The sequence below is a fragment of the Mycolicibacterium sp. Y3 genome, from assembly GCF_051188035.1.
Lineage (GTDB): Bacteria > Actinomycetota > Actinomycetes > Mycobacteriales > Mycobacteriaceae > Mycobacterium > Mycobacterium fluoranthenivorans.
The window spans coordinates 3,168,964-3,185,529 of the sequence record NZ_JAVQLT010000001.1 but is presented as its reverse complement, the minus strand read 5'-3'; the positions used below and the strand labels follow the sequence as shown (position 1 = coordinate 3,185,529).

Genomic DNA, 16,566 nt, shown 5'->3' with positions numbered 1-16,566 from the left:
TCAGCCCAGCTCGGTGAGGCGCTCTTCGGCATCGGTGACGCCTTCGACGTCAGCGGCCGCGGCGTGGATGAAAGCCTGCACCGCTTCATCGTTGCGGCCGAGCGCGACCAGTGTCTCGGCGTAGGCGTAGAACAACCGCGCACCGGTTTGGTCGGTCCTGGTCGGATCCAGCGGTGGGCTCGACAGCAGGGCAAGTGCCTGCTCGTGCTGACCGAGGTCGGAACGAGCGCCGGCGATGACGATACGAAGCTCATCGGCGTCGTCGCCGGTCAGCTGTTCGGCCTCGGGTGTGCGGGCGAGTTCGATCGCCCGTTCCGGCCGGCCGACGCCACGTTCGCAGTCGGCGATCATCGGCAGCAACGACGACTTGCTGCCCATGCGGCGGGCCGCCCTGAGCTCGGCGAGGGCTTGCGCCCAGTCGCCACAGAAATAGGCCGCGATACCGACCGCTTCGCGGACCGCGGCGATACGGCCGGACCGCGCTCGGGCGGCACGCGCATGGGCAAGTGCGGCCTCCGGGTCCTCGTCGAGCAGTTCGCCGGCCGCCACCAGATGCCTGGCCACCACGTCGGCGGTGGATTTGTCCAGGGTGATCAGCTCGCTGCGAATCTCCGGAGAGAGCTGCTTTGCCTCGATCTCCTTGGGAATCGCCGGGCCGGCGGCCCGCTCGGCATCACCGTCGGAAGGGCGGTGCGATTGCTCACGACGGCCTCGATCCGGACCCGAGGAGCGAGGTGCGTTCGGACGATCGCGAGATCCGCGTCGCGGTCCACCGTCGGTACGGCGCGGACGTCGTTCGCCGCTGCCATCCTGCCTGTCCTGCGCCACGCTGGCCTTCCTGGTCGCTCTTCGTAGTAGACACTGTTGCTGGGAAGCCTTGTTCCCCGCAAACGTTGTGTACTGGGAAAGGATAGCCGGGTGCCGGCGAAACGCGACAGTCGCGCGAATTCGGCAGATTAAATCCGGAGAATATTTGTCCGGTGATACACAAATGCCTCGGCCCTCCAACTTTGTGGTTGGAGGGCCGAGGGCTTTAAATTGTGTTCGGCGGTGTCCTACTTTTCCACCCGAAAGGGTAGTATCATCGGCGCTGGTAGGCTTAGCTTCCGGGTTCGGGATGGGTCCGGGCGTTTCCCTACCGCTATGGCCGCCGTAACTCTATTCACTTTTCAGTGACCCCCTTCTTGAGGGGGAAATCTGTGGGTGTGTTTTGGTGGTGGGGTGCAGTCAAAATATTGTTTGATCTGCTGTGGATATTGTGTGGTTGCGGGCAATGTGTTGTGCGTCTTTTTTCTTACACATGGTTTTGATTTGTTACCCCACTTTTGTTGGGGTGTGTGTAAGTTTTCGGCCGGTTAGTACCAGTTCCCTGAACCTATTACTAGGTGTACAGGTCTGGCCTATCAATCCCGTGGTCTGCGGGGGGCCTTATCCCTCTAAAAGGGTGAGAAGCCTGGTCTTGGAAGAGGTTTCCCGCTTAGATGCTTTCAGCGGTTATCCTGTCCGAACGTAGCTATCCAGCCGTGCCCCTGGTGGGACAACTGGTAAACCAGAGGTTCGTCCGTCCCGGTCCTCTCGTACTAGGGACAGGTTTCCTCAAGCTTCTGACGCGCGCGGCGGATAGAGACCGAACTGTCTCACGACGTTCTAAACCCAGCTCGCGTGCCGCTTTAATGGGCGAACAGCCCAACCCTTGGGACCTGCTCCAGCCCCAGGATGCGACGAGCCGACATCGAGGTGCCAAACCATCCCGTCGATATGGACTCTTGGGGAAGATCAGCCTGTTATCCCCGGGGTACCTTTTATCCGTTGAGCGACACCCCTTCCATTCAGAGGTGCCGGATCACTAGTCCCGACTTTCGTCCCTGCTCGACATGTCCGTCTCGCAGTCAAGCTCCCTTGTGCACTTACACTCAACACCTGATTGCCATCCAGGTTGAGGGAACCTTTGGGCGCCTCCGTTACATTTTAGGAGGCAACCGCCCCAGTTAAACTACCCACCAGGCACTGTTCCTGAACCGGATATACGGTTCGAGGTTAGAGGCCCAATACGGTCAGAGTGGTATTTCAACAATGACTCCACACACACTGGCGTGCATGCTTCACAGTCTCCCACCTATCCTACACAAACCGAACCGAGCACCAATACCAAGTTGTAGTGAAGGTCCCGGGGTCTTTTCGTCCTGCCGCGCGTAACGAGCATCTTTACTCGTAGTGCAATTTCGCCGAGTCTATGGTTGAGACAGTTGAGAAGTCGTTACGCCATTCGTGCAGGTCGGAACTTACCCGACAAGGAATTTCGCTACCTTAGGATGGTTATAGTTACCACCGCCGTTTACTGGGGCTTAAATTCTCCGCTTCACCCTTACGAGTTAACGGGTCCTCTTAACCTTCCAGCACCGGGCAGGCGTCAGTCCGTATACATCGTCTTGCGACTTCGCACGGACCTGTGTTTTTAGTAAACAGTCGCTTCTCACTGGTTTGTGCCACCCCCCACCGCTGCCGGCCGCAAAGACCATGACAGTAGGAGGTCCCCCTTCTCCCGAAGTTACGGGGGCATTTTGCCGAGTTCCTTAACCATAGTTCACTCGTACGCCTTAGTATTCTCTACCTGACCACCTGTGTTGGTTTGGGGTACGGGCCGTGTGTGAGCTCGCTAGAGGCTTTTCTCGGCAGCATAGGATCACCGAATTCGCCTCAATCGGCTATGCATCACCTCTCAGGATTCATGAGACCCGGATTTACCTAGGCCTCTCCCTACCGGCTTGCCCCAGTATTACCACTGACTGGTACGGCTACCTTCCTGCGTCACCCCATCGCTTGACTACTACCAGAGAAGGTCCCGCGCAGCCTGTGCAATCCTCACACCCGAAGGTGATCGGTAACGCACATTTTGGGCGGTTAGTACCTCTGATTCATCATGGGCGCGCACACACGGGTACGGGAATATCAACCCGTTGTCCATCGACTACGCCTGTCGGCCTCGCCTTAGGTCCCGACTCACCCTGGGCGGACTGGCCTGCCCCAGGAACCCTTGGTCTTTCGGCGGGCAAGGTTCTCACTTGCCTTATCGCTACTCATGCCTGCATTCTCACTCCCACACCCTCCACAGCTCCATTACCAGGCTGCTTCACTGGGTGCAGGACGCTCCCCTACCCATCCAACAAATGTTGAATGCCGCGACTTCGGCGGTGTGCTTGAGCCCCGCTACATTATCGGCGCACAATCACTTGACCAGTGAGCTATTACGCACTCTTTCAAGGGTGGCTGCTTCTAAGCCAACCTCCTGGTTGTCTTCGCGACTGCACATCCTTTTCCACTTAGCACACGCTTAGGGGCCTTAGTCGGCGATCTGGGCTGTTTCCCTCTCGACGCACGGAGCTTATCCCCCGCCGTCTCACTGCCACGCTTACACTTACCGGCATTCGGAGTTTGGCTGACGTCAGTAACCTTGTGAGGCCCATCGGCCATCCAGTAGCTCTACCTCCGGCAAGAAACACGCAACGCTGCACCTAAATGCATTTCGGGGAGAACCAGCTATCACGGAGTTTGATTGGCCTTTCACCCCTACCCACAACTCATCCCCTCAGTCTTCAACCTAAGTGGGTTCGGGCCTCCACGCGGTCTTACCCGCGCTTCACCCTGGCCATGGGTAGATCACTCCGCTTCGGGTCCAGAACACACCACTACACCAACCCCTACGGATTGGATACGCCCTATTCAGACTCGCTTTCGCTGCGGCTACCCCACACGGGTTAACCTCGCGACATGTCCCTGACTCGCAGGCTCATTCTTCAAAAGGCACGCCATCACCCCACGACAAGTCGAGGGCTCTGACGGATTGTAGGCACACGGTTTCAGGTACTATTTCACTCCCCTCCCGGGGTACTTTTCACCATTCCCTCACGGTACTAATCCGCTATCGGTCATTGGGAAGTATTCAGGCTTACCGGATGGTCCCGGCAGATTCACAGCAGATTTCACGGGCCCGCTGCTACTCGGGGACAGTTCCACAACAGGGTGCACATTTTCGCGTACCGGGCTCTCACCGTCTACGGCAGGCCATCCCAAGACCACTTCCGCTAACACACACCTTTATCACTGTTGCCCTCATCGGCGGATGAGAGAAGAAACGCCCCACAACCCCGCACACACAACCCCCGCCGGGTATCACATGCATACGGTTTAGCCATCCTCCGCTTTCGCTCGCCACTACTCACGGAATCACTTTTGTTTTCTCTTCCTACGGGTACTGAGATGTTTCACTTCCCCGCGTTCCCCCCCACACCCTATATATTCAGGTGTGGGTAACACGACATCACTCGTGCTGGGTTTCCCCATTCGGACATCCTCGGATCCACGCTCGGTTGGCAGCTCCCCGAGGCATAACGCAGCCTCCCACGTCCTTCATCGGCTCCCAATGCCAAGGCATCCACCATGCGCCCTTAAACACTTACAACACAAAAAAACCAGAATAAAGAAAAAAGAAATTGCACATCACAACACACAAAACAATGAAACCACCAACCCGAAGGCCAACAGCCACACATTCTGCGTGCAAGATGCTCGCAACCACTATCCACAAATCAAACACCACACCCCACCACCAAAGCAGGGCAACAACAAACACCACCAACCCCAACGGGTCGAAGGCCGACAACCCCACCCCAAAAGGTCGGGCATCGCAGGGCCTGTTGTCTCAAAGCCCAATAGTGTGTCTGGCAGTTCTAGCCCCCGAAAAAGGGACCGAAGTTTGTCGTGCACCAGACCAACCTCCACTACAGAGGCCGGCCATCCAACGAATCGACCAAGGTCACCGAACTCCCACACGATGTGGGCGGGCCTGGTTCTCGTGGTGCTCCTTAGAAAGGAGGTGATCCAGCCGCACCTTCCGGTACGGCTACCTTGTTACGACTTCGTCCCAATCGCCGATCCCACCTTCGACGGCTCCCTCCACAAGGGTTAGGCCACCGGCTTCGGGTGTTACCGACTTTCATGACGTGACGGGCGGTGTGTACAAGGCCCGGGAACGTATTCACCGCAGCGTTGCTGATCTGCGATTACTAGCGACTCCGACTTCACGGGGTCGAGTTGCAGACCCCGATCCGAACTGAGACCGGCTTTACAAGGATTCGCTCCACCTCACGGCATCGCAGCCCTTTGTACCGGCCATTGTAGCATGTGTGAAGCCCTGGACATAAGGGGCATGATGACTTGACGTCATCCCCACCTTCCTCCGAGTTGACCCCGGCAGTCTCCTACGAGTCCCCGGCATAACCCGCTGGCAACATAGGACAAGGGTTGCGCTCGTTGCGGGACTTAACCCAACATCTCACGACACGAGCTGACGACAGCCATGCACCACCTGCACACAGGCCACAAGGGAACCAATATCTCTACTGGCGTCCTGTGCATGTCAAACCCAGGTAAGGTTCTTCGCGTTGCATCGAATTAATCCACATGCTCCGCCGCTTGTGCGGGCCCCCGTCAATTTCTTTGAGTTTTAGCCTTGCGGCCGTACTCCCCAGGCGGGGTACTTAATGCGTTAGCTACGGCACGGATCCCAAGGAAGGAAACCCACACCTAGTACCCACCGTTTACGGCGTGGACTACCAGGGTATCTAATCCTGTTCGCTCCCCACGCTTTCGCTCCTCAGCGTCAGTTACTGCCCAGAGACCCGCCTTCGCCACCGGTGTTCCTCCTGATATCTGCGCATTCCACCGCTACACCAGGAATTCCAGTCTCCCCTGCAGTACTCAAGTCTGCCCGTATCGCCCGCACGCCCACAGTTAAGCTGTGAGTTTTCACGAACAACGCGACAAACCACCTACGAGCTCTTTACGCCCAGTAATTCCGGACAACGCTCGGACCCTACGTATTACCGCGGCTGCTGGCACGTAGTTGGCCGGTCCTTCTTCTGCACATACCGTCACTCGCGCTTCGTCTGTGCTGAAAGAGGTTTACAACCCGAAGGCCGTCATCCCTCACGCGGCGTCGCTGCATCAGGCTTGCGCCCATTGTGCAATATTCCCCACTGCTGCCTCCCGTAGGAGTCTGGGCCGTATCTCAGTCCCAGTGTGGCCGGTCACCCTCTCAGGCCGGCTACCCGTCGTCGCCTTGGTAGGCCATTACCCCACCAACAAGCTGATAGGCCGCGGGCCCATCCCACACCGCAAAAGCTTTCCACCACACCCCATGAAGAATGCGGTCATATTCGGTATTAGACCCAGTTTCCCAGGCTTATCCCAAAGTGCAGGGCAGATCACCCACGTGTTACTCACCCGTTCGCCACTCGAGCACCCCGAAGGGCCTTTCCGTTCGACTTGCATGTGTTAAGCACGCCGCCAGCGTTCGTCCTGAGCCAGAATCAAACTCTCCAAACAAAAACCCCCACACCCAAAGGCGCAGGCAGAATTCGAATCAGAAAAATCCGATCACTAACAAAAGACACCAAAACTGGCATCCAAAAAAACAGCCACCCACCAAACTCAGGAAGACGGGAATCCCCCCAAAAACGAGTGGCCAAAAAACAACAAACAAAAACCACCAAACACACTATTGAGTTCTCAAACAACACGCCCGATTTCGCTCGCACAGCAATCCCGCGGCTAAAAGCCGCGGTCCGTCCTGCGGGCAGTGAGTAACTCCCCTTTAAGGGAACTTCTCTCGGATTTGGTCTTCGCTCTCCGGCCTTGGCCGTTTCGCTCTGACCTGGAATAAGTTACGGCAGGGCTAACAGCGAGTCAAATCGCCAGGTCAGAGACCTATTTTCGCTGGTCAGAGCCGGTGACCCGGCGCACCCCCGCAATGTGGCGCTTGCCACGCCGCAACACCAACCAACGGTCTCGCAGAAAGTCCGTCGATTGTGGTATCCATTCGCCGTTTTCCACGCGTGCGTTATTGACGTACACCCCGCCCTCCGCGACTGCCCGCTTGGCTTCCCCACGACTCTTGGACAGTCCGGTCGCCACCAGCAGGTCGGTGATGGCGTCCGGATCACCCGGCGCCAACTCGGCGACCTCCCCGTTGGCGGCTTCCGTCAACGCCGCCGTGAGCGTGGATTCGTCCAGGTCAGCGATTTCCGCGCGGCCGAACAGCGCCTGACTGGCCAGCTCCACCGCATCGGTGGCCGCCTGACCGTGCACCAAGGTGGTGAGTTCGCGCGCGAGCCGGCGCTGCGCGGCGCGTTCGTGCGGCCGCTCTTCGGTCGCCTCGCGAAGCTCCCCCAGCTCCTCGGCGTCCAAGAAGGTGAACCAGCGCAGGTAGCCGAGGACATCGGCGTCCCCGGTGTTCACGAAGTACTGGTACCAGGCATACGGCGACGTCAACTCGGGGTCGAGCCACACATTGCCGCCACCGGTCGACTTGCCGAATTTCTTGCCCTCGGAGTCCGTGACCAGGGGTGTCGTCATCGCGTGCACCGTCGCACCGGACTTCTGCCGGACCAGCCGCGCCCCGGCCACGATGTTTCCCCACTGGTCGGAGCCGCCGATCTGCAGCGCGCAGCCGTGCCGTTGGTGCAGCTCGACGTAGTCATTGGCCTGCAACAACATGTAGCTGAACTCCGTGTAGGAGATACCGTCGCCTTCGAGCCGGCGCCGCACGGTGTCACGGTCGAGCATCACGTTGACCGAGAAGTACTTGCCGATATCGCGCAGAAACTCGACGGCCGACAGCTCCCCGGTCCAGGACAGGTTGTTCTCCACGATGGCACCGGTCGGCGAATCGTCGAACTCCACGAACCGCTCCAGTTGACCGCGGATCCGGTCCGCCCAGTCGGCCACGGTATCGGCGGTGTTCAGCGTCCGCTCACCGGTCTCACGCGGGTCGCCGATCATGCCCGTCGCCCCGCCGGCCAGCACGATCGGTCGATGTCCGGCCTGCTGGAATCGGCGCAGGGTCAGCAGCGGCACCAGATGCCCGGCATGCAGGCTGGGTGCAGTCGGGTCGAATCCCGAATAGACCGTCATGGGACCGGCGGCGAGATCCGATGCCAGCGCGTCCCGATCAGTCGACTGCGCGATCAACCCGCGCCATTCCAGTTCTTCGAGGATTCCGGTACTCACGCTGTCGATCTTTGCCTACCGCGCCGCTCAGTCGCTACCGCCCGGCGCCGGAGCCCGCGGGCTGCGCCGGTAGGCCGACACCTCGGGATGGCCGGGCAGCCAGAATCGCCACGGCCGATCGGCGGCGGTGCTCACCCCCACCCTCGGGCCGGCAACGCCGTCGACAGGGCCGGTGGGCGGCTTGAGCCTGATCCGGACCTCGCATGCGTCATCGTCGAGGTCGATTCCGTTGTCCGTCATGAGAATTCCCAAGGCTGAACACAGATTTCCCGGGCCGCGCGCCAGCGCTGCCGTGGGGACGGCCAGACCCCGGCGACTACGCGCCACCTCCACACCCCCGGTGATCACCGCGGACCGCAGCAGCACGGCGGCTGCGAAACCCTCAGTGCCACATACGACATTGGCGCACACGTGGATCCCGTAACTGCGGTAGGTGTACATCCGTCCAGCCGGACCGAACATCACCGCATTGCGCGGGCGCGGACCTCCGTAGGAATGCGCCGCCGCATCCGGCCATGGCTGACCCGGCGGGCCACCGTAGGCCTCCACCTCGACGATGGTCGCCAGCACGCCACGGCTCTCGAGTTCGGCGCCCAGAAGCGACCGCGCGGCGGTCACCGGGTCGACTGCCAGCGCATCCAGGCTCCCCCGTCGCTCCGATCGCCCCATGCCCTCAGATTGTGCCCGGCCCCTTGACAGCCCCACCCACCGGGCGCACTATTCATCACATGATGACTTCATCAAATGATGAATTAATTCACGGGCGTGCGGAGCCCGCGATCTCCATCGAGAATCTGCAGGTCGTCCGCGGCGGCCGACCCGCGATCGCCGATCTGTCCGTGCAGATCGCCCGGGGCACCATCACCGGCCTGCTGGGTCCGTCGGGCTGCGGAAAGACCACCCTGATGCGGGCCGTCGTCGGGACCCAGATCGTTGCCTCGGGCACGGTCACCGTGCTCGGCCGGCCCGCCGGCTCCGCCGACCTGCGCCGCCGCGTCGGTTATGTCACCCAGGACGCCACCATCTACCGCGACCTGCGTGTGATCGACAATGCCCGCTACTTCGCCGCGCTCTACGGTTGCGACGCGCAGGCAGCCGAGGACGCCATCGCCGCGGTGGGGCTGAGCGATCACCGAACAGCGTTGTGCGACAACCTGTCCGGCGGTCAGCGCACGCGGGTTTCGCTGGCTTGCGCATTGGTGTCACGGCCGGACCTCCTGGTGCTGGATGAGCCCACCGTCGGCTTGGACCCGGTGCTGCGGGTCGACCTGTGGGAACAGTTCGACCAGCTGGCCCGGGCCGGAACCACTCTGCTGGTGTCCAGCCACGTCATGGACGAAGCCGACCACTGCGGCGACCTGCTGCTCATGCGCGAAGGCCGCCTCCTCGCCCACACCACGCCCACCCGATTGCGAGAGGACACAGGATGTTCGTCACTGGAGGAAGCGTTCCTGTCCGTCATCCGGCACACCACCGCAGCCGCCACAAGCTGAGCCCACAGGCCTACCTGGCCACCACCGGCAGGATCCTGCGCCAGCTGGCCGGCGATCACCGCAGCGTGGCGATGATCGTCCTGGTGCCCACCTTGGTCATCACGTTGATGTACTTCATGTTCGACAATGTCGCGGGCGGTTCCCACCGCGCGGGCACGCCGTCGCCGTTCAACAACGCCTGCTTGATCATGCTCGGCGTCTTTCCCCTGATCGTGATGTTCCTGATCACCTCGATCACCATGCAACGCGAACGGGTGTCCGGCACGCTCGAGCGGATCCTGACCACCCCACTACGCCGGTTCGACCTGCTCGCCGCCTACGGGACGGCGTTCTCCATCGCGGCAGCCGTCCAGGCCACCCTGGCCTGTGTCGTCGCGTTCTGGCTGCTGGGCTTCGACACCGCGGGCAGCCCGGCGCTGGTCTTCTTCATCGCCATCGTCAACGCGGTCCTCGGCGTGGGCCTGGGCCTGCTGTGCAGCGCATTCGCCCGCACCGAATTCCAGGCGGTGCAATTCATGCCGGTGGTGATCGCGCCGCAGCTGCTGCTGTGCGGCATCGTCGTCCCCAGGGCGGCGTTGCCCGAGTGGCTGCAGTGGGTCAGCAACACGATGCCTGCCAGCTACGCTCTGGAAGCATTGCAGCAGGTCGGCGCGTACAGCGAACCCACGGCGATCGCGCTCCGCTATATCGCGGTGGTGATCGGTTTCGCGGTCGTCTCACTCGCGTTGGCTGCGGCGACCCTGCGACGAAGGACTCCGTGACCGACCACACCGAGCGAAAACGCCCCGGACGACCGCCCGGCGCGTCGGATACCCGCGAGCGAATCCTGGAGCACGCCCGGGAACTGTTCTCCCGCAACGGATTCGACAAGACATCGATCCGGGCCATCGCGACCGCCGCCGGGGTGGACGGCGCGCTGGTGCACCACTACTACGGCACCAAGCAGCAATTGTTCGCCGCGGCCATCCACATTCCGATCGACCCGATGCAGGTGATCGGCCCGCTGCGAGAGACGCCGGTCGACGAGATCGGTCTGGTGCTGCCGACGCTGCTGTTGCCGCTGTGGGATTCCGAGATCGGCAAGGGCTTCATCGCCACCCTGCGCTCACTGCTCGGTGGTGCCGACGTCAGCCTGGTGCGCTCGTTCCTGCAGGAAGTGATCACCGTCGAGGTCGGCTCCCGGGTGGACGACCCGCCCGGTTCCGGGGCCATCCGCGTGCAGTTCGTGGCCTCCCAGCTGGTGGGAGTGGTGGTCGCGCGCTACATCCTGGAGTTGGAGCCGTTCGCGTCGCTGCCACCCGAGTCGATCGCCAAGACGATCGCACCGAATCTGCAGCGCTACCTCACTGGTGAGCTGCCGAGCCTGAGCTGACCAGACGGTCGTGCTCGGCGTCCTCGGTCACCGCGACCGCTTCGTCGATCAGCAGTACCGGAATGTCGTCGACGATCGGGTACATGCGGCGCAACCTGGGGTTGTACAGGCCTTCGCCGGTGACGTACAGCAGCGGGCCGTGATCCTCGGGGCAGACCAGGATGCTCAGAAGTCTGGAGTCGACCACGACGTCGCTATCCGCCGCCCAGCGGCGGGCCACTGATGCTGAAGCCACCCAGAATGCCGCTGTTGGTCGGATCGTAGGTGTTGATGCCGATGGTGGTCGGGTTCGACGGCGCCTGGGTGCGGGCCTGCGTCTTGCGCTGGAAATCGACCGTGGCCTTCAACGCGCTGATCAGCGGCGTCTGATTCGGTCGCCGGTCCAGGCCGTCCTTGAGGTCGGCATAGTTACCCCGCGACGGCATGAACCCCAGGGCCCGAAGCTTGAGCGCATCGTGGATGAGGTTGGAGATCTGGCCGCCGCCCGCCCCGGTGTCGTACTCCGCGGCGATGTCGTCGAGGACGTCGGCGCTGGCGACACCGGATCCGAAGGCGGCCATCAGGCCGGTGGCCACGGCGATGCCTGCGATGGCGCGGCGCCAACCGTTCGGCCGTGAAACTTCCGGTGCCATTGATCCTCCACTGCGTTTCGACGTCACGGGGAGCCTAACAGCGCCGCCGCCACCGGGCACGGGGCTCGTGGTCACGCCGGGTCGCTCCGCCGCTGGCCCGCCGTCACAAGTCCCCAAGCTCAGCACGCACCGCCGCCGTCAGACGCTTGTACTGACTCGTATCGGCGTCGAAATACCAACTGTTACGCGACGCCCTCGGGATCCCCGCCGCACGTAGCGGGCCGACCAGCGGACGATAGGACGCACTGAGGGTCATATGCGGTGTCACGTACACGATGTCCGGGCCCACACCGACGGGCAACGCCGCCAGTGCCTCGGACACCTCCGCGCTCGGCGCGCTGCCGCCCGGGCGCAACGTCACCGCCGTCACCGCGAGGATGCGGCCGCCCGACTCCAGGCTGTAGGTGACCGACAGGTCGACCGCGCCGACGCGGCTGACGGCGTCGTTGACCGCAGCGGTGAACACCGGTCCGCGCTCGGTGCGGATGACGGCGCTGCGGTTGTCGACCAGCCAGTAGTCACCGTCCTCGTCGCGGCGGAACAGCGATTCGGTGGACACCCAGGTGTCCGCCGGCGCGAAGACACCCCGCTTGACCAGGGCGGTCGGGTCGACCGGGCCACGCGGTCGCGCGAGCAGCACACCCACCTCGTTGACCTGCGCCAGTCGCACGAACCCGTGCTCGTCCTCCAGGATGATGTCGTCATCGGCGTCATAGGCGGCCAGCTGCACCCGGCCACCGCCCGGCAACGGCCTGCCCTTGCTGCCGAACTTGACGCCCGACACATTGGCCAACACGGCCTGCCCGTCGGTGGTGGCGAAGAACTCCACCACATGCGCCGGATCGAAGACCTCGACCACCCGCCGCCACAGGCCCGCCGGCATACCGGATCCGATGAACAGCCGCACCGGGTGATTGCCGGACAGCACGAACGACGGATCGTCGATGACCTCACCCAGCATCGCCCAGGTGTAGGACACCACCGTCACGCCGTACTGACGGATCTCGTGCAGGAAGCGATCCGGTGTCAGCCCCCGGGACAGGGCGATGCGCGCCCCGCCCACCACGGCGCCACCCAGGCTCACCAGCAGCCCCGACTGGTGGTGCAACGGGGTCAGGCAGTACACGGTGTCGCGGTTGCCCAGATTGGCCGCCGAAGCCGTGCCGAACGCCGACAACGCCCACCGGAAGTTGGTGATCTGACGGGGCACCAATTCGCCGCCGGCGCTGGCGAACGCCACAAAGGCCAGGTCGCGGGCGTATCCGGGGTTGGGTCGATACCACCCCGGCAGCTCGACCTGATCGGGATCGATCTTTTCCATATCGGTGACGTCCGGGTCGCCCTGCAGATTCAGGTCACGCGATTCACCGCCGCCGAGGACCAGCACCCGGATGCCGAGCCCACGGGCCACGTCGAGGTTGCCCGGGTCGGCGAGCACATCGGCGATCCCGCCCAGGCGCACCACCTCGTGCAGGTCGGCATCCGGTGGGATCAGCACGGCCACCGCACCGAGCCGGGACAGCGCGGCGATGGCGACCAACGCGCTGGGGCGGGTGTCCATCAGCAAGCCAACCCGCACACCCTGCCGGATACCGACCCCGATCAGGCCGCGCACCACGTTGTTGACGCGACGGTCCACCGCTTCGTAGGTGTGCACGCGGCCGTCGAACAACAGGAACTCGCCGTCGGGATTGTGCATGGCCTGTTCGGACATGATCCGGCCCAGCGAGATCCGGGTGTGGTCATTCACCTGCCCCAGACGCGCCAGCCTGGGCAGCGTGCGTGCGGTCTCGACGGCCAGCGTGCGTGCCGATTTCTGCGCTGCCACAACGGCATCCGCGGCGGTGCGGGCCAGGCCGAACGCCACCTCGGTCGCCGCCGCGGTACCCGCGGCCACCCGGGAGGCGAACGCAACACCACTGTCCGTCGCCGCGGTCTCCGACCGGACCGCCATCGGCACCACACCGTCGGGCAGGGCCCCGTCGCCGCCGCGCCATTTGACCCACGCGGCAACCGTCGGCCACGACTGAGCGGCCGCCTTGGAACCTACGACGAGACCGAAATGTCCAGTCCTGATCAGATATTCGTACACATCGGCCTTGGGCGCGGCGCGCTTGATCCCGCGTACCGAGGCCGGCTGGCCGATATCGTCGACCTCACCGACCACCGCCAGGATCGGGCAGTCGATATCGGCGAGGGTGACCAGATCCCCACGCACAGAGAACCCACCGGACATCATCCGGTTGTGCGCGATGAACTGCTTGAGCAGTTCGGAGATCGCCGGTCCCGACCAGGCGATCCAACCCTCGGAGTCCAGGAAGCGTCGCTGCTGTTCCCGCGGCAACAGCGCCTCGCGGTCATGCAACTGGCGCAGGAAGTCCAGCCGGGCCTGCGCGGTCTTCAGCGGATCCAGCATCTGGAAACCGGTGCGCGCCAACCACCCTGGAATGTCGATACGGGAGAAGACGTGGTCGGCCATGAAGTTCGCCGCCACCGCCCCCATGTTCGGGGGGATACCCATCGGCAGCGCGGCCAGGGTGTCCACCGGCGAACCGAAGGTGATGATGCTCGCCAGGTCCTTGGCACGGCGGTAGGCCGCGGTCTGGTAGCAGAACATCCCGCCCTGGGAGTAGCCGATCAGATGGACGTCATGCCCGGTCACTCGTTTGACGGTGTCGACGGCCTCGCTCAGCGCGACCACGTGGTCGGCGAGGTTGCGCTGCATCCCGCCCTCGACCTGGTCGGGTGAGCCGAAGTCGATGACCCAGGGATCGAGTCCCGAGGCATGCAGGATCCCGGCGGCGCCGTCGGCGCGGGTCACGTCCCACATATCGGCCGACATCATCATCGGGTGCACCATGAGCACCGGTGCACCGGGCGCCGCCGCACCCGGACGGCTGTCCGGCGGAAAATAACGGCGCAGCTTGTACATCGGGACGCTCTCGATGATCTGGTACGGCGACGGCACCGCGCCGGTCTCCAGGCCGCCGTAGCGGAGCACCTCGATCCCGTTCTGGGCGGTGGCCAGAAGACGGCCGACCGGTCCGGTGATCAACGAGAAATCGACCAACGCCCGCTCCCCTACGTATCACGAGTTCAATCCCCCGATTGCCCCGACATCATGGCACAGCAACAGCTGCCGGCCACCGCGAATATGGTCGGTGAATGGACGTCACGACGTCCGCCTAGCCTTAGGGGGACATGGCGCATCTTCTCGGGGCAGAAGCCCTCCACCTCGAATACCCGACCAAGGTCGTCTTCGACTCCGTCTCCCTCGGCGTGAACGAGGGCGACCGGATCGGAATCGTCGGCCGAAACGGCGACGGCAAATCCAGCTTGCTGGCCATGCTGGCCGGCCGGGTGAAGCCGGACGGCGGCCGGGTCACGGTGCGCGGCGGCGTACGCATCGGCGTCCTCGACCAGGCCGACACCCTGGATCCCACCGACACCGTCGGGCACGCGGTGGTCGGCGATACGCCCGAGCACGAATGGGCGGGCGACCCACGCGGGCGGGATGTGATCGCCGGTCTGCTCAGCGACCTGGACTGGCACGCGGTGCTGGGCACCCTGTCCGGCGGGCAACGCCGCCGGGTGGCGCTGGCCAGGCTGCTGGCCGGCGACGACGACGTCCTGGCACTCGACGAGCCGACCAACCATCTCGACGTGGAGGGCATCACCTGGCTGGCCGAGCATCTGAAACGGCGGTGGAGCCCGAACGCCGGCGGACTCCTGGTGGTCACCCACGACCGCTGGTTCCTCGACGAAGTGTGCACGGTGACGTGGGAGGTGCACGACCGGATCGTGGAGCCGTTCGACGGCGGCTACGCGGCCTACATCCTGCAGCGGGTCGAGCGGGACCGCCAGGCCGCCACCATCGAGGAGCGGCGGCAGAACCTGGCCCGCAAGGAGCTGGCCTGGCTGCGCCGTGGGGCACCGGCGCGCACGTCGAAACCGAAATTCCGGATCGACGCCGCCAACGCCCTGATCGCCGATGTCCCGGAAATCCGCGACAAGGTGGCACTGCAGTCGCTTGCCGTGACGCGACTGGGCAAACAGGTGATCGACCTGCTCGACGCGTCGGTGAGCTACGACGGCCGCGAGGTGCTGCACGGCGTCGAGTGGCTCATCGCCCCGGGTGAGCGCACCGGCATCCTCGGCGTCAACGGTGCAGGTAAGTCGACGCTGCTCGGCCTGGTCGACGGTTCGGTGCAGCCGACCGAGGGCCGGGTGAAGCGCGGTAAGACGGTGAAGGTCGCGACGCTGACCCAGGGTGTGGACAAGCTGGCCGGACACCTCGACGACCCGGTACGGGTGGTGCTGACCCAGCTGGCCAGCACCTACACCTTCGGATCGGGCTCCAAGGCCCAGGAACTCACGCCCAGCCAACTGCTGGAACGCCTGGGCTTCGCCAGCGCCCAACTGTCCACTCCGATCAAGGACCTCTCGGGCGGCCAGCAGCGCCGGCTGCAGTTTCTGCTCATCCTGTTGGAGCAGCCCAACGTGCTGATCCTCGACGAGCCGACCAACGACCTGGACACCGACATGCTGGCCGCGATGGAGGACCTGCTGGACTCCTGGCCCGGCACGCTGATCGTCGTCAGCCACGACCGGTACTTCCTGGAACGGGTCACCGATCAGCAGTACGGGATCCTCGGCGGCCGGTTGCGGCACCTGCCCGGCGGCGTGGACGAATACCTCCGGTTGCGCGCCTCGCATGCCGCCCAGACCGGCCCCGCGCCGGCCAAACCCGTGGCCCAGGAAGGGCTCTCCGGTGCCGATCTGCGGGCGGCGCAGAAGGAAGTGGCCTCGATCGAACGCAGGCTGGAGAAGCTGACCGGACAGATCGACACGGCACACCAGCGCCTTGCCGAACACGATCAAGGCGATTTCGAAGGGCTGCAAGGGCTTACCGGCAAGCTTCGCGACCTGGAGACCGAGGTCGCCGAACTCGAGGAGAAGTGGCTGGAGCTCACCGAGATGCTGGGCTAAGTCTCGGAGTGCC

At 63.5% G+C, this 16,566-nt stretch carries 10 protein-coding genes and 3 rRNA genes; 4 read left to right on the top strand and 9 right to left on the bottom strand.

Features of this window, described 5'->3' with window-relative positions; genetic code table 11:
• The 6 genes from QN239_RS15385 to QN239_RS15360 all read right to left on the bottom strand — a co-directional run bounded on the left by QN239_RS15385 (nt 1) and on the right by QN239_RS15360 (nt 8,736).
• Nucleotides 1-828 (bottom strand): tetratricopeptide repeat protein, encoded by an 828-nt coding sequence (locus QN239_RS15385; protein ID WP_499011570.1) that lies wholly within the window; start codon nt 826-828, stop codon nt 1-3.
• A 214-nt stretch (nt 829-1,042) separates the two neighbouring features.
• Nucleotides 1,043-1,155 (bottom strand): 5S ribosomal RNA (gene rrf, locus QN239_RS15380).
• A gap of 180 nt (nt 1,156-1,335) precedes the next feature.
• A 23S ribosomal RNA gene (locus QN239_RS15375) occupies nt 1,336-4,459 on the bottom strand.
• Between the two features lie 407 nt (nt 4,460-4,866).
• Nucleotides 4,867-6,384, bottom strand: a 16S ribosomal RNA gene (locus QN239_RS15370).
• The 16S, 23S and 5S rRNA genes sit together here, the layout of an rRNA operon.
• A 381-nt stretch (nt 6,385-6,765) precedes the next feature.
• Nucleotides 6,766-8,067 (bottom strand): tyrosine--tRNA ligase, encoded by a 1,302-nt coding sequence (gene tyrS, locus QN239_RS15365; RefSeq protein ID WP_499011568.1) that lies wholly within the window; start codon nt 8,065-8,067, stop codon nt 6,766-6,768.
• A gap of 27 nt (nt 8,068-8,094) precedes the next feature.
• Nucleotides 8,095-8,736 (bottom strand): DNA-3-methyladenine glycosylase, encoded by a 642-nt coding sequence (locus tag QN239_RS15360; RefSeq protein WP_499011566.1) that lies wholly within the window; start codon nt 8,734-8,736, stop codon nt 8,095-8,097.
• A gap of 59 nt (nt 8,737-8,795) precedes the next feature.
• Between QN239_RS15360 and QN239_RS15355 the strand changes: the two genes are divergently transcribed.
• From QN239_RS15355 to QN239_RS15345, 3 genes are read left to right on the top strand one after another with little or no spacing between them, the layout of a single operon-like run.
• A complete protein-coding gene (locus QN239_RS15355) occupies nt 8,796-9,560 on the top strand; it encodes an ABC transporter ATP-binding protein (protein WP_090364229.1) in 765 nt (254 codons plus the stop codon).
• Nucleotides 9,494-10,321 carry an ABC transporter permease gene (locus QN239_RS15350; protein WP_499011564.1) on the top strand — a complete coding sequence of 276 codons (828 nt, stop codon included), beginning with the start codon at nt 9,494-9,496 and terminating at the stop codon, nt 10,319-10,321. Before QN239_RS15355 ends, QN239_RS15350 begins: the two co-directional genes overlap by 67 nt.
• Nucleotides 10,318-10,932 (top strand): TetR/AcrR family transcriptional regulator, encoded by a 615-nt coding sequence (locus QN239_RS15345; RefSeq protein ID WP_090364232.1) that lies wholly within the window; start codon nt 10,318-10,320, stop codon nt 10,930-10,932. Before QN239_RS15350 ends, QN239_RS15345 begins: the two co-directional genes overlap by 4 nt.
• Here the strand turns inward: QN239_RS15345 and QN239_RS15340 are convergent.
• The 3 genes from QN239_RS15340 to QN239_RS15330 form a co-directional block, all read right to left on the bottom strand.
• Complete coding sequence (locus QN239_RS15340; protein ID WP_499011563.1) at nt 10,904-11,119, bottom strand: Trm112 family protein; 216 nt, start codon at nt 11,117-11,119, stop codon at nt 10,904-10,906. The two genes, QN239_RS15345 and QN239_RS15340, sit on opposite strands and share 29 nt — an antisense overlap.
• Before the next feature lie 7 nt (nt 11,120-11,126).
• Nucleotides 11,127-11,564 (bottom strand): hypothetical protein, encoded by a 438-nt coding sequence (locus tag QN239_RS15335; RefSeq protein ID WP_499011562.1) that lies wholly within the window; start codon nt 11,562-11,564, stop codon nt 11,127-11,129.
• 103 nt (nt 11,565-11,667) lie between these two features.
• On the bottom strand, nt 11,668-14,634 hold the full coding sequence (locus QN239_RS15330; protein ID WP_499011560.1) for an acyl-CoA synthetase: 2,967 nt from the start codon (nt 14,632-14,634) through the stop codon (nt 11,668-11,670).
• A gap of 131 nt (nt 14,635-14,765) precedes the next feature.
• Between QN239_RS15330 and QN239_RS15325 the strand changes: the two genes are divergently transcribed.
• Entirely contained in the window at nt 14,766-16,553 is a 1,788-nt protein-coding gene (locus QN239_RS15325) for an ABC-F family ATP-binding cassette domain-containing protein (protein ID WP_090364238.1), read from the top strand.
• Nucleotides 16,554-16,566 lie beyond the last annotated feature (13 nt).